This is a genomic window from Halobacillus halophilus (assembly GCF_020171985.1).
GTDB lineage: Bacteria > Bacillota > Bacilli > Bacillales > Halobacillaceae > Halobacillus > Halobacillus halophilus_A.
The window spans coordinates 175,552-198,913 of record NZ_JAIVAL010000007.1; the positions used below are offsets into that span (position 1 = coordinate 175,552).

General features: G+C 42.2%; 22 protein-coding genes and 1 pseudogene. 8 read left to right on the forward strand and 15 right to left on the reverse strand.

Annotated elements, in window-relative coordinates:
* Window positions 1–47 precede the first annotated feature (47 nt).
* From LCM11_RS13220 to LCM11_RS13265, 10 genes are all read right to left on the reverse strand, one after another.
* A complete protein-coding gene (locus LCM11_RS13220; RefSeq protein WP_224894761.1) occupies window positions 48–1,280 on the reverse strand; it encodes an MFS transporter in 1,233 nt (410 codons plus the stop codon).
* Window positions 1,281–1,580: 300 nt separating this feature from the next.
* Window positions 1,581–1,856, reverse strand: a complete 276-nt coding sequence (locus LCM11_RS13225; RefSeq protein WP_224894762.1) for a histidine kinase — start codon at window positions 1,854–1,856, stop codon at window positions 1,581–1,583.
* 249 nt (window positions 1,857–2,105) lie between these two features.
* Window positions 2,106–2,411, reverse strand: coding sequence for an inner-membrane translocator (locus LCM11_RS13230; protein ID WP_224894763.1), 306 nt, complete (start codon window positions 2,409–2,411; stop codon window positions 2,106–2,108).
* Window positions 2,412–2,652: 241 nt separating this feature from the next.
* Window positions 2,653–3,297 carry a permease prefix domain 1-containing protein gene (locus LCM11_RS13235; protein ID WP_224894764.1) on the reverse strand — a complete coding sequence of 215 codons (645 nt, stop codon included), beginning with the start codon at window positions 3,295–3,297 and terminating at the stop codon, window positions 2,653–2,655.
* Window positions 3,297–3,620 (reverse strand): PadR family transcriptional regulator, encoded by a 324-nt coding sequence (locus tag LCM11_RS13240; RefSeq protein ID WP_224894765.1) that lies wholly within the window; start codon window positions 3,618–3,620, stop codon window positions 3,297–3,299. Before LCM11_RS13240 ends, LCM11_RS13235 begins: the two co-directional genes overlap by 1 nt.
* Before the next feature lie 253 nt (window positions 3,621–3,873).
* On the reverse strand, window positions 3,874–4,140 hold the full coding sequence (locus tag LCM11_RS13245; protein WP_224894766.1) for a hypothetical protein: 267 nt from the start codon (window positions 4,138–4,140) through the stop codon (window positions 3,874–3,876).
* Between the two features lie 209 nt (window positions 4,141–4,349).
* Entirely contained in the window at window positions 4,350–5,504 is a 1,155-nt protein-coding gene (locus LCM11_RS13250; RefSeq protein WP_224894794.1) for an acyl-CoA dehydrogenase family protein, read from the reverse strand.
* 31 nt (window positions 5,505–5,535) lie between these two features.
* On the reverse strand, window positions 5,536–6,684 hold the full coding sequence (locus tag LCM11_RS13255) for a thiolase family protein (RefSeq protein ID WP_224894795.1): 1,149 nt from the start codon (window positions 6,682–6,684) through the stop codon (window positions 5,536–5,538).
* Between the two features lie 114 nt (window positions 6,685–6,798).
* Window positions 6,799–7,566 carry a 3-hydroxyacyl-CoA dehydrogenase gene (locus tag LCM11_RS13260; protein ID WP_224894767.1) on the reverse strand — a complete coding sequence of 256 codons (768 nt, stop codon included), beginning with the start codon at window positions 7,564–7,566 and terminating at the stop codon, window positions 6,799–6,801.
* 4 nt (window positions 7,567–7,570) lie between these two features.
* Window positions 7,571–8,737 (reverse strand): CaiB/BaiF CoA transferase family protein, encoded by a 1,167-nt coding sequence (locus LCM11_RS13265; protein ID WP_224894768.1) that lies wholly within the window; start codon window positions 8,735–8,737, stop codon window positions 7,571–7,573.
* A 214-nt stretch (window positions 8,738–8,951) separates the two neighbouring features.
* On the opposite strand from LCM11_RS13265, the gene LCM11_RS13270 reads away from it, so the two are divergent.
* From LCM11_RS13270 to LCM11_RS13290, 5 genes are all read left to right on the forward strand, one after another.
* Window positions 8,952–9,545: a TetR/AcrR family transcriptional regulator gene (locus LCM11_RS13270; RefSeq protein ID WP_224894769.1), complete on the forward strand. Its 594-nt coding sequence runs from the start codon at window positions 8,952–8,954 to the stop codon at window positions 9,543–9,545.
* A 171-nt stretch (window positions 9,546–9,716) separates the two neighbouring features.
* The gene (locus LCM11_RS13275) at window positions 9,717–10,034 is read left to right on the forward strand and encodes an ArsR/SmtB family transcription factor (RefSeq protein ID WP_206946184.1); all 318 of its coding nucleotides are present in this window, start codon (window positions 9,717–9,719) and stop codon (window positions 10,032–10,034) included.
* A gap of 155 nt (window positions 10,035–10,189) precedes the next feature.
* Window positions 10,190–10,741 (forward strand): NAD(P)H-dependent oxidoreductase, encoded by a 552-nt coding sequence (locus LCM11_RS13280; protein ID WP_224894770.1) that lies wholly within the window; start codon window positions 10,190–10,192, stop codon window positions 10,739–10,741.
* Between the two features lie 47 nt (window positions 10,742–10,788).
* Complete coding sequence (locus tag LCM11_RS13285) at window positions 10,789–11,436, forward strand: peroxiredoxin-like family protein (protein WP_224894771.1); 648 nt, start codon at window positions 10,789–10,791, stop codon at window positions 11,434–11,436.
* 69 nt (window positions 11,437–11,505) lie between these two features.
* Entirely contained in the window at window positions 11,506–12,399 is an 894-nt protein-coding gene (locus tag LCM11_RS13290) for a DMT family transporter (RefSeq protein ID WP_224894772.1), read from the forward strand.
* 109 nt (window positions 12,400–12,508) lie between these two features.
* Here LCM11_RS13290 and LCM11_RS13295 read toward each other — a convergent pair whose 3' ends face one another.
* The 5 genes from LCM11_RS13295 to LCM11_RS13315 form a co-directional block, all read right to left on the reverse strand.
* Window positions 12,509–14,206 (reverse strand): glycoside hydrolase family 13 protein, encoded by a 1,698-nt coding sequence (locus tag LCM11_RS13295; protein WP_224894773.1) that lies wholly within the window; start codon window positions 14,204–14,206, stop codon window positions 12,509–12,511.
* A gap of 46 nt (window positions 14,207–14,252) precedes the next feature.
* Window positions 14,253–15,077 carry a carbohydrate ABC transporter permease gene (locus LCM11_RS13300; protein WP_224894774.1) on the reverse strand — a complete coding sequence of 275 codons (825 nt, stop codon included), beginning with the start codon at window positions 15,075–15,077 and terminating at the stop codon, window positions 14,253–14,255.
* A 32-nt stretch (window positions 15,078–15,109) separates the two neighbouring features.
* Entirely contained in the window at window positions 15,110–16,432 is a 1,323-nt protein-coding gene (locus tag LCM11_RS13305; protein ID WP_224894775.1) for a carbohydrate ABC transporter permease, read from the reverse strand.
* A 21-nt stretch (window positions 16,433–16,453) separates the two neighbouring features.
* Window positions 16,454–17,731, reverse strand: a complete 1,278-nt coding sequence (locus LCM11_RS13310; protein WP_224894776.1) for an ABC transporter substrate-binding protein — start codon at window positions 17,729–17,731, stop codon at window positions 16,454–16,456.
* Between the two features lie 319 nt (window positions 17,732–18,050).
* On the reverse strand, window positions 18,051–19,262 hold the full coding sequence (locus LCM11_RS13315; protein ID WP_224894777.1) for an MFS transporter: 1,212 nt from the start codon (window positions 19,260–19,262) through the stop codon (window positions 18,051–18,053).
* Window positions 19,263–19,597: 335 nt separating this feature from the next.
* On the opposite strand from LCM11_RS13315, the gene LCM11_RS13320 reads away from it, so the two are divergent.
* From LCM11_RS13320 to LCM11_RS13330, 3 genes and pseudogenes are all read left to right on the forward strand, one after another.
* A complete protein-coding gene (locus LCM11_RS13320) occupies window positions 19,598–19,960 on the forward strand; it encodes a winged helix-turn-helix transcriptional regulator (RefSeq protein WP_224894778.1) in 363 nt (120 codons plus the stop codon).
* Between the two features lie 166 nt (window positions 19,961–20,126).
* A complete protein-coding gene (locus tag LCM11_RS13325) occupies window positions 20,127–20,786 on the forward strand; it encodes a DUF3889 domain-containing protein (protein ID WP_224894779.1) in 660 nt (219 codons plus the stop codon).
* A 482-nt stretch (window positions 20,787–21,268) separates the two neighbouring features.
* Window positions 21,269–23,317 (forward strand): annotated as a pseudogene (locus LCM11_RS13330) (glycoside hydrolase family 3 N-terminal domain-containing protein); the annotation flags it as partial.
* Between the last annotated feature and the right edge of the window lie 45 nt (window positions 23,318–23,362).

A 23,362-nucleotide genomic window follows, 5' to 3' on the forward strand; every position in this document is an offset into this window, starting at 1 on the left:
AATCAAGAAAATTAAAAGTTATATCAGTGAGTATATGGATTGAAGAATCAAATACCTGAAACATCTTCCAAAAAATACTTTTGTTTGGATCGCTTATACACCAATAAAACAATGACTATGGAAGTAATAAACAAAAAGGCTGCCATCCCTATAATCGTATAACGCAAAGACCATTCCCCGAGTAAACCAATGAATAAAATGAAAGCAATCTGAGCTATACTTTGGAGCACACCTAAAACACTCGTAATCCTCCCCATACGTTCAACAGGGATATTATTTTGATAGAACGTAAGGATTCCAGTACTCGAAAATGCATTGAAGAACCCGAGAATAATAAAGCCTATGACCAACATCACGAATGTATGTGAGAATGCGTATATTCCATAACCTACAGACACCAAAAGAAACCCTATCCCAATCAAGTTTTTTATAGAGATATACTTAGAAACAGCAGCAATCAATAATGACCCTGAAACAAAACCGATACCAGTAATCGTGACTAATAGACTGAATTGAAACTCTGATACACCTACTACTTGCTGGGTAAATACGACTTCCTGGGAATCCATGGCTAATGTGCAAACAGTGGTGACAAGATATAATACATAAACTGAAATGATAAACGTTTCCTGTTTGCCATAATCAATGACTTCCTTCCAGTCTTCTTGCATCTGTTTTATTGAAAGCTTTCCCTTATTTAATTCAACTTCACTGTCCACATTAGGTAGCAGGTATAGAAAAAAAGCAGAAACCAAAAAAGAAAATGCATTTATGTAAATTGCAAAGTCAACAGAACCTATCATGATTAAGATACCTGCAATGGAAGGACCTACAATGAATGCCCCTGAAGTAATCAGACTATTAATGGAATTGAACCGTTTACGCTGATACTTTGGGACAAGCTGGGTTGTAAAAGTCATCGAAGTAGGATTGAAGAATGCTTTCGCCACACCGATGAGGAATAACATGAAGTATATGATCCAAACATTAGGCAGGAGTGGAATGACCCCAACTGCTCCTGCACGAATTATATCCATACCGATCATTAGGTGACGTTTATTACTTCTATCGACAATGCTCCCTGACCAAAACTGTGTAAGGATCACTGCAAGTGGACTGATAGCCCAAAGTCCAGCAATAGCTGTGGCTGAACCAGTCATTTTCAAAACTAACAGATTAATAGCCACAAGATAAATGAAGTAACCTAACCTTGAAATGCCAACACCTGTAAGAAGTAAGAGGGGATTTTTCCACTTATATATGCACATTTTCTTAATCAATTTACCACCTCACCTTCACAGAAAACGCTTACATTATACCGTGATATTTACACTAAAATCAGACATTAATCCTCTATCGCAAAACAGTAGGAGGTATTTCTCAATTCACTCTAACCATTAACCTCCTTGGTGATACATTAACATAAATTGGTAAATTTATGATTCTTTTTATGATTCAAAATTAATATGTATGAATGAATTATCTAGAATTTAAGTATTTAACTAACCATGCCCTTAGCAAAAAAGAGAGAGTTCTTATTGAACAATTGTACCCGTTAATGAAGATGTTTTTTACAAGTTTTACGTCCCAAAATTACCGAACAATATCATTCCAATAATATAAATCAATGCCCACACCAAACCTAACATTCCAAGAGAAGAGATAGATAAAGCAATTATTTTTAAACGCCCTCTCTCACTAAATAGTGCAGTAATAAAAGCACCCAATAAGATAATTAGCAATAGTAACGTGTTATAAGGACTAGATAATGCATCCATTGCTTGTGGAACAAAAAAATATATAACTATAAAAGTGGTCATTAATAATAAAGAGATTGGTGCTAAATATTTTTTCAACAAACGTCACTCCTCGCTCTAATTTATGATAAAGGTACAAGGGATTTAGAAACTATCCAAATGGCTAAGAAAAGACGATCACTATTATTAAGCAATTGCTCCCAATACAGTAAGATTTGATTTCAAGATATTTTGTAGGAATTATTAACTAAACGCACCTTTTAGCGCTGTAAGCGACTGACATCACTTCACTCTTATTCGAAATTAACTACCAAGTCACGTGTTAAATCTGCGTGACTCTGGTTTCTCTTATCCTGGAGTATTCTTTTTAGTAAATAGTTTTCCGATGACCAATACAAGACCTATAAAAACATATATTAATCCATTAGCTATGATAACAAGCCCCACAAAAGCTGACATTATCGCTCCGCCTTGTCCGGCATTACCGGGACCTATCAGGATTGCACCAACAACAAAGCCGATCCCTATGCCCAGGACTGCTAAAAGAACACCAGAAGACCAGAGGGGAAACTGCCCACTTTTTTGCCATATTATTATGAATATATTCGATGGGATTAATAGTGCCGCAAGAAATAAATACATTAATGCATCCATAAAAATCCTCCTTTAACGTATCTCTAAATCTAATATAAGTTAAACAGCATCAGTACATAACCAAGCCCCGCAATATAGAAGACAAAAGTAGAACAATCATTTCTATGATCAGAAGAATTCTCCAGTTTTCGTTTTAGATGTTCTAGAACATTTAGTATCAGCTACCCGCAACCATCACCACAGCCAACGCATTCAGCAACACTCAGACCACCGCATTTTTTCAATAAATTCCACCGGATCCTTACTTGACTACATTTCTTTTCGCTTTGTGACCTCCTAGAAAAAGACCATTAAATAGCTGCCTTGCCGAAACATACACCATTGCCCCTATCGCAACAGCATATAAATCTAACCATAGCCCATCCTGATATTGTTCAGGCTGGGTAAACAGCATCGATGTTTGCAGCCCACTAATCATCAACGACGGCACCATAAAAAACACCCAAGGATTTAATATCCACTTCCATTTGATTTCTTCTTGCAGCAAATGATGCATCAATTCACCAGCCCCAGCGAGAGAGCCTATATAAAACATTCCCATCCAAAGGCTATCCAAGGGAAATCCATTATCAAACTCAGGATGATAGTACTCCATGGCAAAGTAAGAGAGCAAACCGAGACCTGCAACCGTCCACACGACAGACCACGCGAAACGAACCAGCTTATAGGTTGGAAAAAAAGACCTCTTGAACTCCTGGTTCAGCTTGACCTCATCGCCAAATGAGTCAATTACCAGACGCACAGCTTCCTCTTCTGAATACCCTTGGATGAGAAGCTCTTTCAAATGTTCCTCGAGGTGTCCGACCATCTCTTCTCTCAACTCTTCCTTCTCCTCATCAGGTAGTTCCTTGGTGATTTCATCTACATACTGCTCAATCTCCTTCATTAAAATTCCCCCGCTGTATTTTCAATTAATGAATTGATCTGTTTCCAATCCTTAAGTTTTTCGGCCAATATCATACGTCCTGTTTCGGTAATGGAATAATACTTCCTCCGTCCACCAGCAGATCCCGTACTCCAATATGAGGTCACACATTCCTTTTTCTCAAGCCTCTTCAAAGCCGGGTACAGGGTCCCCTCGTTCATGTGATAGGCATCTTCACTCATTGACCTGAGCTTTTTAGTCATTTCATATCCATAGCAGTCTGCTTGCGCCAGGATCGATAGCAACAAGATTTCAATGCTCCCTTTCATCAGCTCTCTGTCCATTGCATTACCTCCAAATAGTAGTAATTACATTGTATAACTACTTACATCGTAAAGCAAGGTAATTTAACCTAATTTATTCCAATAAAAAGAGCCCTACCCCTGTATATGGTGGACTCGCTTATTAACTCACTTATCAATTTTTACCCAAAGCAATTTATCGGTTTACTGAGCAATTGCCCCCTTTAACCGAAGACTTGAATTCGAGACATTTATTACTGCTTATAATTTTTCCCTTCACTGGATCACCAACGGATTAGCCTTCAATCATTTTAAGATATGGTATATGCTTGTCATTCACAATTGCTATGTTTACTTGTGTGTTTGTGTCGTATAACTTAACTCCAACCGGCAATTTATTTGCTGTACCGTTAGTAAAATTACTACCCTTATCCGTTTTCTTAGTTACTTCTCCTATTTGCTCATCTATTTTATAATCTAGTTCTTGAACCCACTCCACATCCTGGGCATTTGAATAAATAACTCCACCAAGAAGAACTATGTCTGCATTTTCATTATCCAAAAAATCTTCAGGTGTTGGATTCTCTATGGTCTGGATTTCATTAAAGCTGCTATTACAGCCAGTTAAAAGTAAGGATAAAACACCTAGTAAAGGTAGAATTATTGAAAGATTTATTAGTATCTCCCCTTATAAACTCCCTGTCTGATTTTCTCGCTTTTTAAAGAGATAACTCCAGTATGAACCCCCTTTTAGCTACCCTTTCCGTCACTCTATAAGCCCAGGTTTTTAGCGATAATGACTTTCATAATTTCATTCGTGCCGGCATAGACGGATGTGATTGGAATGTCTCTATACCTCCTGGCAATCTCGTATTCTTCCATATAACCGTAACCTCCATGAAGCTGCATACATTCCATCGCTACCTTTTTTGCCAGATCAGTGGTCCACCATTTAGCCATGGATACCTCATTTACTATGTTCTTCCCTCCGATATGATTTACAATTAATTGATCGACAAAAGTCCTCCCGATTTTGACTTCTGTTGCCATTTCGGCCATTTTGAACTGGGTATTTTGAAAGTCACTAATCCGTTTACCAAATGCTTTCCGCTGTTTTACATATTCCATAGTAAGTTCCAGCATTCTTTCAGCAGATGTCAGGGCACTTATAGCAACGGTCAGCCTTTCCTGTTGAAGTTTTTCCATTAAATAATAAAAACCCTTCCCCTCTTCTCCCAGCAGATGACTGACAGGGACTCGACAATCCTCGAATATTAATTCCGAAGTATCACTCGCATGCTGCCCCACTTTATTCAATTTTTTCCCTTTTTTAAAACCCGGAACTACTCCCTCGGTGGCATCTACGACCAGGAGACTAATGCCGTTATGAGCAGGTACCGCTTCTACATCTGTTTTACAAACCACAATTACAAAATTGGTCGTAGCACCGTTTGTGATAAACGTCTTCTCCCCATTGAGAATAAATTCATCTCCGTCCTTTACCGCAGTGGTTTTGATAGCAGCCAGATCTGAGCCTGTCCCCGGTTCAGTCATAGCTACCGAAGAGATGAGTTCCCCAGTCGTACTTTTCGGAAGCCATTTCTTCTTTTGATCCTCCGTACCAAAAGAAGAAATATAAGGCATCACGATATCATTGTGTAACCCGGGGCCACTGAGCCCCGCCCCAACTTTTTCCATTTCTTCCGCAAAAACAACGGAGTATCCGAAATCAGCATTCATCCCTCCATACTCCTCGTCCAACCAGGGACACAAGAACCCTAACTCTCCAAGCTGCATCCAAAAGGAGTGCGGCAACTGGCGCTGCTCTTCCCATTGTTCGAAATGAGGGCGCACCTCTTTATCCAAATAGGATCGTAAGGATTTGCGGAAAATATCATGACTCTCCGTAATAAATGGTCTGTCCAATTCTTCAAGTTTCCCGTGGTTCCTTTTCGTCTTAGATTCTTTCAATGATGGTTGCATTTGCCATTCCTCCTCCTTCACAGATCGCTTGTAAACCATAGCGGCCACCGCTTCTTTCCAATTCATACATCATAGAAGTCATTAACCTTGCCCCTGTCGCTCCCAGTGGATGCCCCAATGCAATGGCACCTCCATTAGGATTTAATTTTTGTGGATCTGCCTGCATTTCCTGAAGCCAGTATAAGGGTACAGGTGCGAATGCTTCATTAACTTCATAGGTATCCATATCCTTGATAGAGAAGTTCGCTTTTTCCAAAACTTGTTTGGTAGCCTCCACAGGACCCGTAAGCATCAATGTAGGGTCTGATCCTACAACAGAACGAGCTAAAATTTTGAACCTGGGCTTGAGGTCTAATTCTTCTGCTTTTTCTCTCGACATCAGCAACAAAGCCGCTGCCCCATCACTCATTTGACTCGAATTTCCTGCATGAATAACCCCATCCCTCTTAAAAGCAGGAGGAATCGCTGCCAATTTTCCAATGGTGGTATCATCCCTTGGTCCTTCGTCATGCTTAACCAAGCTTGTCGTTCCATCTTCGAGATGAACCTCTAAAGGCAGGATTTCTCGACCAAAGCGATTTTCCTCTCTTGCTCGAACGGACCGCTGGTGACTTTCAAAAGCATACTCATCCAGCCTTTGCCTCGTGAAATTCCATCTTTCAGCGATTCTTTCCGCCGATAAACCTTGATGAATCATTTCATATTTCGAGGTTAATGCTTCACTCCAAACCGCATGTTGCCGGGAAGTTCCCAATGGCACACGTGTCATACTTTCAACGCCTCCGGCTATAACTATGTCCATATCCCCGCTGAGAATCGCCTGGGAGGCAAAATGGATGGCTTGCTGTCCTGAACCACACTGACGGTCAATCGTTGTTCCCGGCACATGAACGGGAAATCCTGCCATTAAGGCTGCCGTTCGCGCGATATTCACCCCTTGTTCCTCTACCTGGGAGACACACCCCAATATAATATCTTGAATGGAACCTTTTGATACTCCCGTTCGTGCGACTAAATCTTTCAATAGGTCTGCCGCCATATCATCAGGACGCACGTTGCTCAACATTCCATTCTTTTTTCCGACCGGAGTACGAACTGCTTCTACTACCACTACCTCTCGAATAAATCATCTCTACCCTTCGTGCTTATTTAAATTTTTCACCTTCTAAAGCAAATCTAAATTCTCTGGTTATCATGAAAAAGTCAGCTTTTTCGTTAAGTGAAACATCTGCAATCTCTATTGAGGTGGCATTCGCAAAGCACCATCCAAGCGAATGACTCCACCATTTAAGTAAGCGTTTTCAATAATCGATGAAACTAATTGGGCATATTCTGTAGGGTGACCTAACCTGGATGGAAAGGGTATGTGTGTTTCCAAAGACGCTCTCATTTCATCAGACAACCCTCCGAACAGTGGTGTGTCTATGAGCCCTGGAGCAATGGTTACTACTCGAATTCCGCTTTTGGCTAAGTCCCGCGCGATGGGAAGCGTCATGCCGGCGACTCCTCCTTTAGATGCACTGTAAGCCGCCTGGCCGATTTGTCCTTCATAAGCGGCTACAGAAGCTGTATTGATGATGACCCCGCGCTCCCCATTCTCATTTACAGGATTACCGACAAGTCTTTCAGCAACAAGACGAATGACATTGAATGTTCCCATTAGATTAATCTCCACTACTTTTTTAAAGCTCTCGTAGCTATGAGCGCGCCCTCTGCTCACCGTTTTCTCTGCAATTCCGATCCCAGCACAGTTGATCACTGTATTAAAAGAACCAAAACTTTCTTCCGTCCTATCCATGGCTTTCTTTACTTCTTCTTCGTTTGTTACGTCTGTCTTGCTAAAAATCACATTCTCTCCTAACTCTTCCACTAACCTACGGCCCTTCTCTTCTGCCATATCTAAAATTGATGCTTTTCCACCACCTTCAACGATTTGTCTTACAGTCCCTTCGCCTAGTCCTGATGCGCCCCCTGTTACAATTGCGATAGAATCTTGAACTCTCATTCTTTCATTCTCCTTTCGATACCTTTTGGTTAGAATATCCAATTTCTTGTAAGATTTCCTCATTATGCTCACCAAGTTGAGGAGGGTGGTGCCGAATTTTCCCCTTTTCACCTGACAATTTTATTGGATTGCTAATCGTCTTCATCAATCCCAATTGGGGATGAGTAACTTCTTCTACCATCTCTCGTTGCTTCACTTGCTCATTCTCCGCCATTTCTTCAGGTGTGAGAACCGGAGCCACACAGGCGTCAACTCCTTCAAAAAGAGACATCCATTCTTTTAATGTTTTTTGAAGAACGGATTGCTCAATCCCTAGTTTCATACGCCGTTGTTCTTCTATTGGGGCATCAAGTTTATCGATGAATTCTTCTCTGCCTATCCTCTCACAAAAGTTCTTCCAAAATTTAAATTCAAGAGCACCTATTGAGAGAAAACGATCGTCACGGGTTCTGTACACTTCATAGGCGGCTTTTCCGCCATTCAATAAAAGTTCCCCGCGATCAGGCAAAGGCTCAGCACTTGCCCAACGATCCGGAAGAATGGTTTGCATCCAGGATATGACTCCATCAAGCATCGAGACATCCACGAATTGTCCTTTGCTGGATTTTTGAGCATCTATAATGGAGACCAATACACCAACAGCAGCCATTAAGCCTCCCCCGCCTAAATCTCCAATTTGAACCGATGGAATCATTGGTTTTTCACCAGACTGTCCTTGCAGATGCAAAAGGCCAGAATAACTGAGAAAATTCAAATCATGTCCAGGTTCATCTGCCATGGGGCCTGTTTGACCGTAACCTGTTATCGCACAATAAATCAGCTTTGGATTCTGTTTTTTCAGGACATCATATCCGAGCCCCAAACGTTCCATCACCCCCGGGCGGAAGGACTCTAACAATACATCTGCTGTTTTAACCAATTCCAAAAATACTTCCTGGTCTTCTTTTTCCTTAAGGTTCAGTGTGATGCTGCGTTTATTTCGATTCAGAGAGAGAAACAGGGCGCTCTGGTCGCCTACTTTCGGAGAACTCCAGCGGGCATAATCACCAACTTCAGGATGCTCCACCTTGATCACATCTGCACCAAAATCAGCAAGCAGCAACGAACAATATGGTCCTGGCAGTAATCTTGTCAGATCTAAGACCCGAATTCCTTCAAGAGGCAAAGACAATCGATACAACTCCTTTCAACAGTCCTAAACATTTTGTTCTTGCTTTCGAAAATAATACTAACAATTTTCAGATTATTTGACAATACATTTAATTTTTAAACATACATTCAAAAATTAACTTCACCTTGATTAATCAGAATTTTTCCTCTACGATTTAAACAACTCTTAAAAAGATACATATAGAAAAGCCGACAGATTCAAGGAGGAACAAAAGTTGTCATTTAGAGAAAAAAAAGCAGCGAAGAAAAAAGAAGAAATTTTAAGGTCTGCAGCCTCTGTGCTGGATGCCAAAGGATTTCACCGTACAACAATGGAAGATATAGCTTCAAATTTACTGATGACTAAGGGTTCGATGTACTATTATTTCAAAAATAAAGATGACCTTCTATATCAATGCCATCAAATGATTATGAAGATAAGCATTGAAAGAATTGAAGAAGCTGTTCATAGTTCATTAACACCCACCGAGAAATTAAAAAAAGCGGTGAAGGCGCATGTGACCCTCTCTACCAGCGAAAAATCGATGTTTTTGATGATGGACAAACCCAACCAGAATTTCTCAGGCGACCACCTCGATCACGCTCTAAAGCAAAGAAAAGAATATGCCAACTATTTTGATGTGATCATCAACGAAGGGATTGAAAAAGGGGAGTTCGATCCAAGCATCGAAATACGTACCGTTCGATTCATTATTTTAGGTTCGTTAAACTGGATCATGCAGTGGTATCGCGAAGATGGTCCACAGAGCGGTGAGCAAATTGCCGAATCTTTCGCCGCTCATTTAGTGCGGATTGTGGAAAAGAGGTGATCCTTTTTCTGCTCCTCTGTTGGGCTGATTCATATACCAGGATAGTCATTCAACAGGTACAGACCCTATTTTTAATGGCCACGGAGTTTCCTTGTAGGTAGGCCCATAATCACAGCCATTCCCAATACCATTAACTTGCTTTTAGGATAATAACATATTAAAATTACCTGTATGAAATTACCTTATCATCCACCAATAGAAAGTATTCATTTCACAAAAGTCCTTCATGCATTAAGCGAACCCAATAGAGTGAAAATCATCCGGTGCTTAGACGAGAGTTATGAAAATAATTGTACCGCTTATTCTCTGAAATTGATGTTGCCGAAATCTACGGTTTCTCATCATATAAAAGTACTACGAGAGGCCGGATTGATCCAGGCCAGAATTGACGGAAAGGAGCACATCTACTCTCTCAGAAGAGAAGAAATCGAAAAGAAGTTCCCTGGTTTATTGCAAACGGTAACGCAAATAAACGAAGAGGATATTTAGTCCTGTAAGAGCCATGTCATTGGCTCTTTTTTTTATGGCATTTTTAGTTAATCATAAAAAAAGTAAACCTAATTATTGCATTCAAAATAAAACGGTGATAGTATTTTCTTCAGTTCGATGGTTTTCGAACTATAAAACTATTAGGAGGATCTATCATGAAAAATATATTAGTCATTAACGGGCATGAGTATTGGTCATTTGCACCAGGAAGGTTGAACAGAACAATGTTCGAAGAAATTGTCAGCCGTTTGGAGGGTTCCTACAACATCAAAACTACCATTGTTCAGGATGGATACGATGTGAAAGAAGAACAGGAAAAATTCATGTGGGCGGATACAATCGTCTTCCAAACTCCTATTAATTGGTTCAGCTTACCGGGGGCTTTTAAATCTTATATCGATGCAGTATATGAACCTGGAGTTTTCTTCGGGGGAGATGCTGAGTATGGTCACAACGGCATGATTAGCGGAAGAAAATATATGCTTTCCACCACATGGAACGCTCCGGAATACGCGTTCAATGATCAAGACAAATTCTTTAAAGGTCAGGACCTTGAAGGTGCGCTTGATCACTTACACAACATGAACAAATTCGTGGGTCTTGAGCCACTGAAAAGCTTCGGTGCTCACGATGTCATGAAAAACCCTGATATTGATAAATATCTCACAGAACTTCGTGCTCACTTGAAAGAAGTATTCGACGTATAACTTTAGTCTGGAAATAAAAACATTATCATTAGCCATGAGGTGAGAACATGTTAAAAGATGAACTAAAAGCTGTACGGGAGAAGTTTTTTTCAAAAGCTCCAGAACGTGTGACAAACAATGTCACCCATGCAACGAATCAGCTTATAGATTCAGGAACAGCGACTGGATTGGCAGAAGGAGATAAAGCTCCTGATTTCACATTGGAAAATGCAACAGGAGATTCTATAACTTTATCTAAAGAACTAAGTAAAGGACCTGTTATTTTGAATTTCTATAGAGGAGGTTGGTGCCCTTACTGCAACCTTGAGTTAAGGGCTTATGAAGCAATTCTAGATGATATCAAAGCTGAAGGAGCTCAATTGATTGCTATCTCTCCTCAAACTCCAGATCAATCTTTGACTACTCGTGAGAAAAACAACCTTTCTTATGAAGTTGTCAGTGATCCTGCACAAGAAGTTATAAAGGATTACAATTTGCTATTTGAAATGCCCGATTATCTCGTGGAGACTTATAAGAATGATTTTAATATCAACTTGAATGAGTACAATAGTTCAGAGAATCCTTGGAGACTTCCTGTAGCCGGAACGGTTGTTATCGGCCAGGATGGAACTATTTTAATGTCGAGCGCAAATATTGATTATATGTATCGAGCTGAACCTAGAGAAGTTTTAATGCATCTAAAAAGCTCAAAATAAATTATAAAAACAGAAAAAGGAATTATGTATCCTTTTTCTGTTTTTATGTATCCTAGAAGGAGCAAACCAATGAACAAATACGTTTTTGGCATTCTAGTTGTGATTACCACTGCACTGATGGGCTCTTCCTTCGCTTTAGGGAAAATCGCTATTACTTATATTTCTCCATTATTATTAAACGCACTTAGATTCATCATAGCAGGCATGATCATGGTAAGTGTTGTTATATACTTAAAAAAACCTCAGCCTCGTTTAATGAAGAACTGGTTGATAATTGGACTGATTGGTCTCTTTCAAACCACGGGTGTTATGGGGTTTATTTTTATTAGTTTACGCACTATTCCTGCCAGCCAGTCTTCTATCTTAACGTTTATTAATCCACTTCTCGTCATTGTTTTTAGTACCATTTTTCTAAAAACAAGATATAACAGGAGGCATTGGTTCGGCGTAAGTTTGGGTTTCGCAGGCGTCTTCATCACGTTAGGCGGCCAACTAAACTTCCAAATTGGAACACTACTTAGTTTACTGGCAGCCATATCGTGGGCAATTGCTACTCTTCTTATTAACGTTCATGGTAAAAGGTTCGATGTGTGGGTTCTAACAGGCTATCAAATGTTATTCGGCGGGCTCTTCTTGCTACTTTTCAGCTTTCTATTTGAAAAACAAGAGATAGTTGTTACGCTAGAATCCGTCAGTCTTACATTATGGTTAGCCATTATGGCTTCCGTCGTTCAATTTACTATTTGGTTTTACCTTCTTCAGAAAGGAGATCCCGGAAAGACGAGTGCTTTCTTATTCCTCGCACCATTCTTCGGTGTACTTTTCGGGTGGTTGTTGTTAGGGGAAGAACTGTATTTCACTACGCTTGTAGGTGGATTTTTTATTCTTGTGGGTATCTTTCTGGTAAATTGGACCAGAAGAAAACATACCTCTCAAATTGGTGATACATCTAGAGTTGTCTAGGAAGGTCCTTAAATATTCCTAGATAGAGAATATTGTTTAATTATCAACACTCAACTTTAAAAAGACAAGCTGCCCGTTTCCTGGACAGCTTGTTTTTCACATTTATTCTCTATGACGTTTGCACGCGATACACCCGAGCCTCATAAGGCTTCAGCTGAAGCGTTCCCCCTTCTTCTTTCTCCTCCGGATAATTGCCGATCAGCCAATCGGCCTGCTCTACAGGAAAAGTTTCGCTTACCGAGTAGTCAATCGCTTCGTTCGTAAAGTTCGCTACGACGAGCGCTTTTTCTCCGTCGAGCTCTCTTGTATAAGCATACACCTGCTCATCTTCTGGGTCGAGAAGCTGGTACGAACCATAAATAAGCACATGGTTATTTTTTCTCACCTGAATGAGCTCTTTATAGTAATTCAGGATAGATTGCTCGTCTTCCTGCTGCTGCTCTACGTTGATTGACGTATAATTCGGGTTTACCTTGATCCACGGTTCTGCATCAGAAAAGCCGGCGTACTTCTCGCCGCTCCATTGCATAGGTGTTCGAGCGTTGTCTCTTCCTTTTACAAAGATGGAATGCATAATTTCCTGCTTGTCTTTCCCTTTCTCCGTGACCTGCTCGTTATACCAGTTATGGATCTCGACATCTCGATAGTCTTCGATCGAATCAAACTGGACGTTGGTCATTCCGATTTCCTGGCCCTGGTAAATATAAGGCGTCCCCTGCATCAACTGGTAGAAGGTCGCAAGCATCTTCGCTGACTCCTGGTGGTACTCCTCCGCATCACCAAACCTGGAAACTGAGCGGGGCTGGTCATGGTTTTCCAGATACAGACTATTCCATCCCTTGCCGTTCAAAGTAGTCTGCCAATCCGTCATAATTTCTTTCATTCGGGAAAGCTTCCACGGTTTCACGGACCATTTTCCTTCCTGACTCCCAGGATCACCATCGATTTCCATGTGATCAAATTGGAAAACCATGCTCAGAACGCCTGAATCTTTATCGGTAAATTCAGCTCCATCCTTGGGTTTCACCATCGGGGTTTCCCCTACGGTCATCACATCATAATGCTTAAGAGCCTTTTCGTTCATTTCGTTCATGAACTCCATAAAACGAGGACCATTGACGAAGTGCTCTCCTCCCCATTGATACTTGTTATCTTTATTGGTAACCTCCGCATCCGGAAGACCAGGAGTTTTCGAGATTAAATTGATTACATCCATCCGGAATCCATCAATGCCTTTGTCCATCCAGAAGTTCATCATGTCATACACTTCCTGCCTGACCTGTTCATTCTCCCAGTTTAAATCCGGCTGCTTGTCTGTAAAAAGGTGGAGGTAATACTGGCCGGTCGCTTCATCATAGTCCCACGCTGAACCGCTAAAGAAGGATACCCAGTTATTAGGTTCGGCCCCATCTTTTCCATCACGCCAAATATAGTAATCACGGCAAGGGTTGTCTTTCGACTTACGGGATTCTTGAAACCACGCATGCTCATCAGATGAATGGTTGACCACTAAGTCCATGACTAGACGCATGTCCCGCTTATGGATCTCTTCCAGCATGTTCTCCCAATCTTCCATCGTTCCGAACTCATCCATAATCGCCCGGTAATTGCTGATGTCGTAGCCATTGTCATCGTTAGGAGATTGATAGACTGGAGACAGCCATAAGATATCTACGCCTAAGTCTTTTAAGTAATCCAGTTTCTGCGTAATTCCGCGCAGATCTCCGATGCCGTCCCCGTTCGAATCATTAAAACTTCTTGGATAGACTTGATAAACAACGCCTTCTTTCCACCATTTTCTTTCCATTAGATCGACCTCCTGTAATTTTTTAATTAGATTGTTGTGCCTTGAACTATCCTTTAACAGAACCAGACGTGAGTCCAGCTACAATTCTTCTCTGGAAAATCAGAACGATAATCACAATCGGAATTGTCACGAGAACCGTTGCAGCTGTAATATCTCCCCATGGAATGGAATATTGACTTTGGTATAGCGAGATACCCACAGGCACAGTTTTCATCGCATCTTTTGTATTAATCGTGAGAGCGAATAAATACTCATTCCAGGCAGCAATAAACACAAGGATAGCTGTTGTAAAAACGCCCGGAGCAGCTAACGGTAAAATGATTTTTCTAAACGTCTGAAATGGAGTGGCTCCATCGAGCTTAGCTGATTCCTCAAGCGAATAAGGAATGTTCTGGAAAAATGTAGCCAGGATCCAGATCGCAAGCGGGAGACTGATGGTGATGTAAGGAATCACAAGCCCCGGGTACGTGTTCCGCAGCCCGAAATCCGTCACAAAGTCGTAGATTGGCGAAATAATCGCAATGGGCGGGAACATAGATGATGCAAGCACCACCCCAAGAATCACACTCTTAAACCGGATGGGCAGACGAGTCACGGCATAAGCTGTAAAGGCCGCACAGCCTATAGCCAAAATCGTCGTTGCCCCCGACACGATAAAACTGTTCAGCATATAACGAAGCAACGGGCGCGTCGTTAAAGCTGATTCATAGGATTGAAACGAAATCCCAGAGCCGAACCACGCAAAAGGTGACCCGAATATATCCCCGAGGGGCTTAATTGATGTCAAGAATATCCATAGGAATGGAAACATGACAAGAAAGACAAATACGATTAAAAATAAGTAAAACCACGGTCCTGCTTTTCGCTGCATAATGCGCCTCCTAACTGGGTAAGTTTAGTATCTTAACCTTTTTGTTTTCCTGCCATAAGGTCAGAACCGATAAACCGGATAAACAGGGTACTGATAATCGCGACGCAGATAAAGACGATGACGGAAAGAGCCGATCCTGCCCCGAAGTTCTGCTGGGCGAATAACACTTTGTAGGCGTAAACGGAAACCGCCTCTGTCGCGTTGGCTGGCCCGCCTCCTGTTAATACGTAGATCAAGTCGAATACCCGGAACGCGTCCAGCGTTCGGAATAATAGCGCAACCAGAATCGTAGACCGAAGCATAGGTAGCGTAATTTTGTAAAACCGGTTCCACGCATTCGCCCCGTCCACTTGTGCAGATTCATAGAGTTGATGCGGAATCGTCTGTAAACCCGCCAGTAACAGTAACGCCATGTAAGGTGTGGTTTTCCACACATCTGTGAAAATAATGGAGAAAATCGCTCCTGCACTTGTCGTTAGAAGCTGACCGGCATCCTGAATGATTCCGAGCTGCTCGAAATAGTGAGCGACTACTCCTGATTGACCATCATACAGGAATTTCCAAATCATCGCAGACACCGCAGTCGGGATTGCCCACGGTACTAGAACCGACGCACGCACCGCTCCTCGTCCAAAAAATGCCCGGTTAATTAAAAGAGCGATGGCCAGTCCTAAGACCAGCTCAAAAAATACGGAGACGACGGTGAACAGCGTGGTGACCCCGATGGACTGCCATAGTCTCGACTCCTGGAGATACTGAGCATAATTCCCAAAGCCTACGAAGTTCTCCTTCATAAAGCTTGAATCCATTAGTTTGATCTGACCGGATAAGTCGCTTAACCTGGTCGCCATCGCCCCCTCTTGTTCGCTTGAAAGCGAAGCCAGCGATTCTGATTGTTCGGTTAAGTACGTCGAATAATCTTTCTTAAAGGACTCATCTATGGATACGTATTTCAGTGATTGATCTTTTACAGCATAGTGAGAACGAACCGTTTCCAATACTTCATTGAACTTCTCTTCGTGATCTCCTTCAGACAGGAAGGTGTTGTGCCGTTCGTTAATTCCCTGCTGAATCGTTTCTACTTCGTTCGTCACTTCTTCTGCACTGGACTCTGCAAGAATTTCCTCTATGGTCTTATTCACGAAATCATAGTTGTCCGCATACCGCTCCATGTTAATCTCACTCCCAAGTGTACGCTGGGAAAGAGACGGATCATTAAGGCGGTAATCAAATAAGCTGTTCCAAAACGACAGCATAATCGGCCACAATACTATAACCGCGATTAGGATTAAGGATGGCGCTACCATCGCGTACCCTAGCTGCTTCTCGCTAAGCGAGAATCGACGCTTACTCATATTTCATCCTCCTTCTCGCTTTTATTCGTTAACAACGTTTTCAATTTCTCTCTGCATATTCTGCGCAGCTTGTTCTGGCGAGACATCTCCAGCCAGGGCTTTTGAGATCTCAATCTGAATAATATCCGTAATCTTTGGATAATTCGGTGTAACCGGACGAGGCACAGCATTCTGTAAAGTTTCCACAAACGCCTCGTTCGCAAATACTGGAGAAGCTTCTTTTACCGCTTCATTGTCATAAAGTGATTTGATCGTCGGAGCTGTGCCTCCTACGGTAGCGCTGATCTTCTGCCCTTCTTTACCTGTCATAAACTTAACAAACTCCCAGGCAGCTTCTGGATGTTCCGTGTACTTATTGATCATCGTGACCCAGCCACCCAGCGTAGATGCGGACTGCTCATCACCTTTAGGCAGCAAGGAGAAACCGACATCCCCTGCAACCTGAGACTTATCTTCATTCGCTGAAGAAGCTTGCATATAAGGCCAGTTCCGGGCAAAGACCGTATTCCCTTGAATAAAAGCGGTTTCAGTTTCAAGCTCCGTAAAATTTAAAATGTTGTTTGGAACGTAGTCAGACTGGGCGATTTCGGTCATTTTACGAATCCCTTCAATCGCTTCCGGGTTATCAACAACCACTTCTCCAACATCGTTAATAACCTCTCCGCCATAAGCATGTATGAATTCAATCGCGTTAACGACAATCCCTTCATACTGGTTGGCCTGCATAACATAGCCGAAATTGGTCCCTGCTTCCCCTTTAAGATTCCCTGCCATTTCACTCAGTTCATCCCAGGTCTCAGGCGGCTCGTCTACGATATCGCTTCGGTAATATAATAAACCGGCGTCGGTAAACTTCGGCATCGCCCACGTCCGTCCATTGAAGGTTACGGAATCAACGGTTCCTTCGAAATATTTGTTCATATCGATGTTATCCTCTTCGATAAACCGGTCCAATCCCATAACGTAACCGGCTTGAGCGAATTCCGCCGGCCACACCACATCCGCATCGAATACATCTATTTCTGCACTTCGGCCGCTCAGGGTCGTAACATACTGATCATGCTGCTGCCCACTGTCCGACGGCATTTCCCGGTACTTGATGTTAATGTTCGGATGCTCTTCTTCAAAAGCCTCGATCAGCTTCGCATTTCCTTCTGTTGTGTCGACACCTCTCGCATAAACGAGCGTAACTTCATCACTGTCGCCAGCGGCTTCATCTGAACTGCACCCTGCAACAAGCAGGAGACTCACCATGATTCCCGATAGAATCCCCTGTCTTATTGGTCTTTTTTTCATCATGCTCCCTCCTTTTTGATTAAAACGAATATGTAACCTTTCATACAACCAACTGTAAATTAATTTACATTATAATTCAAATTATTCTAAATATTTCATTTAAATTTATATAGAATTACATAGTTTTCCGATTGTAAGGGTTGGATATGGTCATAAAAAAATACCTGTTGGATCTATGCCCCAATAGGTATTTCTTTTATCTTATTATGAATCTACTACAAATATTCTTAATTGGTTGTAAGTTTATTTTTGTGAGATTTGCTCTCCTGGTGGACAATCTTTTCTATTCATTTTATGGGGATTAACACTCGCTATATCGTGTTTAAGCAGCGTTCCGTTCCATACCACGGAGCCAGCTCGTTAAGAACACAGCTCCTACTACCATGACACCGCCAATCCAAGGGGTGTGTATCAAACCTAAGTTATCCACGATCAAACCTCCGACAAACGAACCAATAGCAATCCCTACATTAAAAGCAGCAATGTTAAGAGCAGAGGCTACATTAACCGCGGAAGGCACATATTTCTCTGCTAGATTCACCACGAGAATCTGTAAGCCCGGCACATTCATAAATGCAAATAAGCCCATAAGGAAAATCATGATCAGGCCGAAGACTTTAAATGGAGCTGCGAACGCTAACAGGAATAAAGTCACCGCCTGCAGCAGGAACATAGTTGATAAGGCTTTTAGGGTGTTTTTATCTGAAGCTTTACCTCCAATTACGTTACCAATTGCTACAGCCGCTCCGTACAATAGCAGAATAGCACTCACCCATTTGGCACTGAATCCTGTAACCTCCTGTAATAAAGGAGTCAGATATGTGAAAGCAACAAAGGTACCGCCGTACCCTAATGCGGTAATGACAAAGGCTAGAATTAAGCGGCTATTACGTAGAATCTTTAATTGCTCACTAAACTTCGCTGGTGGAGCTTCTTTTAAATTTTTGGGAACTAGGATCGCACTTGCGATAATTCCAATGACTCCTAATAAGGCAACGCCCCAGAATGTGGCTCTCCATCCAAAGGCCTGGCCGATGAATGTACCAAGCGGAACCCCTGTAACCGTCGCAACGGTTAATCCTGTAAACATAAAGGCTATGGCGCTTGCCCGCTTATGCGCGGGTACTAAGTCTGCCGCAATGGTTGAGCCTATGGAAAAAAAGATTCCGTGCGAGAAAGCGGTAATAAATCGTGCCACGAGCAATAACCCAAAACTGGTGGATAACGCGGCCACCGAATTCCCTACAATGAATAGAACCATCAAAGACATGAGCAACGACTTACGACTCATTTTACTTGTTAAGGCTGTTAAAACCGGTGCCCCTATCGCAACACCGATTGCATACCCTGATATCAATAAACCCGCGAGAGTAATGGAAATAGATAAATCGTCAGCAATTGATGACAATAAACCAACGGGCACAAACTCTGTCGTTCCAATTCCGAAGGCACTAATCGCTAAGGCAATTAAAGCGGGAGTGCCTCCTTTGGTTTCAGACTGATTGTGATTTACGGCTGCTGTTTGAGAACTCATTAAAAAAGCCTCCTTCTTTCCTATACATATTAATTGAGTGATACTCACGAAGGCGCCTTTCGTTTTCTCAGTAATCCCCATTATAGAAGGTAGAAAGATTTATGGAAGTACGCACTTTAAAGTCACGTAGGTACTAAAAAGTAACATTTGTATCGTTATAGGCTTGAGCACAGGTGAATTTATGTACAAATATGTAATGGCTTCTCAATGGAAGTCGTGAACAATTTGAAAGATTGGACCGATACGCAGCATTAAGCTTGGATAAATACTTATCCCTGTGTTACTTTAAACGATAATGAATAATCATTTTATGGAAATTGAAAGAAGGAATTATAATGAAAAAATATAATATCCCAGTAGAAGCAGCTCTTGAAGTAATAGGCGGAAAGTGGAAGGTGGTTATATTATGCCATCTGATCAAACAGGAACTAAGAACAAGCGAACTTAAACGGTTAATGCCGGGAATAACTCAGAAAATGCTCACTCAGCAGTTAAGGGAATTAGAAGAAGACGGAGTGGTAGATCGAGTGGTTTTCAACCAGGTACCTCCTAAAGTTATATATAAGCTCACGGACTACGGCTGGTCTGTGAAACCAGCTTTGGATATGCTTTGTGCCTGGGGTGAAAAGCACATTGAAAACACATATCCCGATAAATCGGAAGTACTTTTAGACGAATCAGAACTGCAAAATGTATAGCCTCTACTGAACACCTCCATGCATGCACTTACATGGAGGTGTTTTTCTATTTTTTACCCTGAACAGTTTAACGGAACCAGAACGAAGAAGTCTCTCCTCTTTCACCGCTTCCCTCCTATATGCATAGGCTAATGGGGATATAAATGAAAAAACAGGAGGAAAACGGATGTATTCTCACTATTATCACGTTCCCTATGGCTATCCGCATGTACCTGCCCCCTATCAAGAGCCATCTTATTCACGTTATTCTTATCCACATTACTTCGCAAATCGGCAAAGCTATTATGACTTCAGGCAGCCTGTAAGAGGTCAGGCCACTTGGACGGAAGGCGGAGCCGTAACCCAATGCGGCATTCCATGGTCGAACAATCAATATATGACGGCAGCTGTAGGAAGCAATTCACCATATCAGTGCGGTCAGGCCATCAAGGTTCGTAATGTTACGAACGGAAGAGTCGTGATTGTAACGGTCGTCGACAAAGTGTCAAATTACCCGGCGAACAAGATAAATCTTCATAGAAAAGCTTTTGAGGCTCTCGGCGCCAATATCGATTTAGGCGTTATTAACGTCGACATTATCGCCTCTCCCGAACTGGAAGAGGAAAAGTGGGGAAAATATCTGCTTGAGATCATCCAGGCTGCCTATCCGAACTATAATGTCACCGATTATAGTAAAGTTAGTCAAAACCAGGTGAACGGCGGGGGAATTCGAGAAGTCTATAAATTCGTTATGCAGTCTCCTCAGGAAACAACCACTATCCAGGGGTCGGTTGTCTATAATCCGAATACGGACCGAATCAATTCCATTAACTTTAAAGAAGTATAAGCAGCGAAACCAAAACGGTTCAAAGAAGCAGGAAAAACCCCCTGCTTCTCTTTCGTTTGGTAATAAACAACCAAATTATTCCACCTCAGGTCATACAATATTTGGATATTTATAATTTAATATTTTACTGAATTAATAAATAATCGACATGATATTTCAAAACGGTTCTTATGTCGCAGGAATTTAGATATGGAAAAATGGACCAAAAGAGGCATACAGGGCCAAAAGTGGTATAGACGACTATATCATATATACGATACGCTTTTGGTAATAAATGAAAACGCTTACAATAAATACACTCCTCTCCCTTCCCTATTATCCGCTATAAAACGCACCATGATCTCGCACATAGTCTTTCATGTTTTGCAAAAGCTGGATCATTCACTAGGCTGGTCCACCTTTTTCAAATAGATAAAATTAAGGAGGAATGATGAATGAGAAAAATGGGAAAATGGATGTTCATCGTGACGCTTACCATTTGTATGCTGCTTCCGTCGATGTTTTCAAATTCAACGGCGACAGCATCAGATGAGGGAAACAAGTCTGATCTGATCATCCTTCAGAATGTTCCGCAGTCGGATGTAACGGTAGAAGGAGACAGCTTTGACCTCAGCGCGTTAAATGTCTACGAGGACGGTTATTTCAAAAAGGTGAACGAAGGACTGCATTGGTCTTCGAAAAATCCAAGAGTCGCAAAGGTAGATCAGAACGGGACCGTTACTTTTAGCGGAAAGCCGGGCCGAGCGTGGATCACGGTTACGAACGGTGATCATAAAGACCGGATCGCCGCACACGTCAAACCGAAGCGTGATGGTGGAGATACTTATATTAGTAAGAACATGGTTAAAGAAAAAGGCGACCGTTATGACCTGGTAGCTCATGCACTGGAAAACATGACAATGGAAGAAAAAGTCGGCCAGATGCTGATGCCGGACTTTAGAAAATGGGACGGCGAAAATGTAACGAAAATGCTGCCTGAGATTGAAGAGCAAGTGAAGAAATATCACCTCGGCGGCGTCATTTTATTTCGTGAAAATGTCGTGACAACCGAACAGACCGCAGAACTCGTGTCCGATTACCAAACAGCCGCTGAAAAATATGGTTTACTGATGACCATTGATCAGGAAGGCGGCATCGTGACGCGTTTACAATCAGGGACGGATTTCCCTGGGAACATGGCCTTGGGAGCTACACGTTCTGAGGAAATCACACAAAATGTTGGACAAGCAATCGGAGAAGAGCTCTCTTCTCTAGGCATTAATATGAACCTTGCACCCGTTATGGACGTGAATAACAATCCGGATAATCCGGTCATTGGCGTGCGGTCCTTCGGCGGAAACCCTGAGCTTGTTGCTCAAATGGGCGTAGCTTATACAAAAGGCCTGCAGGAAACAGGTGTAGCCGCGACCGCTAAACACTTCCCGGGTCACGGAGATACTGCAGTTGACTCCCACTTAGGGCTTCCGGAAGTTCCACATGATAAAGAACGTTTGAAAGAAGTGGAACTGTATCCTTTCCAAAAAGCCATGGATGCAGGAATTGATGCTGTTATGACCGCACATGTTACCTTCCCTAAGATTGACGACACGAAAGTAATCTCGAAAAAAGACGGCACGGAAATTGCCCTACCGGCAACCTTATCGAAGAAAGTCCTGACCGGGCTGATGAGAGAGGAAATGGGCTATGATGGTGTGGTCATTACAGACGCACTGAACATGAACGCCATCCAGGATCATTTCGGACCTGTTGATGCCGTAATTCGATCCATTAAAGCAGGTACAGATATCGTGCTTATGCCAGTCGGTTTGGAAAAAGTGGCGAATGGCATTTATGAAGCGATTGATTCCGGAGAGATTGAGATGGACACCATCAACAAATCTGTGGAGCGAATTTTAACGTTAAAATTAAATCACGGCATCATCAAATCAGAAAATCCAACGTCTATCGATGAAAAAATCGCAGCAGCCGAACAGGTGGTTGGATCTGAAGCTCATAAACAAGTCGAAGAAAAAGCAGCTGAACAGTCCATCACATTAGTTCAAAACGACAACGTCCTCCCTCTTGAATTGGACGAAGATGAAGAGGTAGTGGTGGTTGGAAACTCATTCAGTGAGGAATTGGCCGAGCAGGTGAAGAAACACCACGAAAACACCACTCTCATTAAGAGCAGTTCGAGTGCCTTGTCTGATGAGCAAAAAGAACAGGTGAAAAACGCAGATCAAGTCATTGTTGGTACCTACACCTACAATGTATCCACTCGTTCGGAAGATCATCCGCAAATGCAGCTCATGCATGAAGTGATGAATACGACTGATGGCGACGTAATCGGTGTCGGCATCCGTAATCCATATGACGTTATGGCGTATCCGGAAGTGGACGCCTTTATCGCTCAATATGGCTTCAGAGCTGCCAGCTTCGAGGCCACAGCCGAAACCATTTTTGGTGCAAACAATCCAACCGGTAAATTGCCCGTTGCCATTCCAAGTGAGGATGGCGGGACATTATTCCCGTATGGTACAGGCTTAAGCTATGGCGATCACAATGACGAAGACGAGGAAGAGAATAAAGATGAACAA

What these genes read in the sequence shown, in the direction of transcription:
- LCM11_RS13230 (WP_224894763.1), bottom strand. Translation starts at nt 2,411, where the DNA reads ATGGATGCATTAATGTATTTATTTCTTGCGGCACTATTAATCCCATCG.
- LCM11_RS13235 (WP_224894764.1), bottom strand. Translation starts at nt 3,297, where the DNA reads ATGAAGGAGATTGAGCAGTATGTAGATGAAATCACCAAGGAACTACCT.
- LCM11_RS13240 (WP_224894765.1), bottom strand. Translation starts at nt 3,620, where the DNA reads ATGGACAGAGAGCTGATGAAAGGGAGCATTGAAATCTTGTTGCTATCG.
- LCM11_RS13260 (WP_224894767.1), bottom strand. Translation starts at nt 7,566, where the DNA reads ATGAGAGTTCAAGATTCTATCGCAATTGTAACAGGGGGCGCATCAGGA.
- LCM11_RS13275 (WP_206946184.1), top strand. Translation starts at nt 9,717, where the DNA reads ATGAAATTACCTTATCATCCACCAATAGAAAGTATTCATTTCACAAAA.
- LCM11_RS13280 (WP_224894770.1), top strand. Translation starts at nt 10,190, where the DNA reads ATGAAAAATATATTAGTCATTAACGGGCATGAGTATTGGTCATTTGCA.
- LCM11_RS13285 (WP_224894771.1), top strand. Translation starts at nt 10,789, where the DNA reads ATGTTAAAAGATGAACTAAAAGCTGTACGGGAGAAGTTTTTTTCAAAA.
- LCM11_RS13290 (WP_224894772.1), top strand. Translation starts at nt 11,506, where the DNA reads ATGAACAAATACGTTTTTGGCATTCTAGTTGTGATTACCACTGCACTG.
- LCM11_RS13295 (WP_224894773.1), bottom strand. Translation starts at nt 14,206, where the DNA reads ATGGAAAGAAAATGGTGGAAAGAAGGCGTTGTTTATCAAGTCTATCCA.
- LCM11_RS13300 (WP_224894774.1), bottom strand. Translation starts at nt 15,077, where the DNA reads ATGCAGCGAAAAGCAGGACCGTGGTTTTACTTATTTTTAATCGTATTT.
- LCM11_RS13305 (WP_224894775.1), bottom strand. Translation starts at nt 16,432, where the DNA reads ATGAGTAAGCGTCGATTCTCGCTTAGCGAGAAGCAGCTAGGGTACGCG.
- LCM11_RS13310 (WP_224894776.1), bottom strand. Translation starts at nt 17,731, where the DNA reads ATGATGAAAAAAAGACCAATAAGACAGGGGATTCTATCGGGAATCATG.
- LCM11_RS13315 (WP_224894777.1), bottom strand. Translation starts at nt 19,262, where the DNA reads ATGAGTTCTCAAACAGCAGCCGTAAATCACAATCAGTCTGAAACCAAA.
- LCM11_RS13320 (WP_224894778.1), top strand. Translation starts at nt 19,598, where the DNA reads ATGAAAAAATATAATATCCCAGTAGAAGCAGCTCTTGAAGTAATAGGC.
- LCM11_RS13325 (WP_224894779.1), top strand. Translation starts at nt 20,127, where the DNA reads ATGTATTCTCACTATTATCACGTTCCCTATGGCTATCCGCATGTACCT.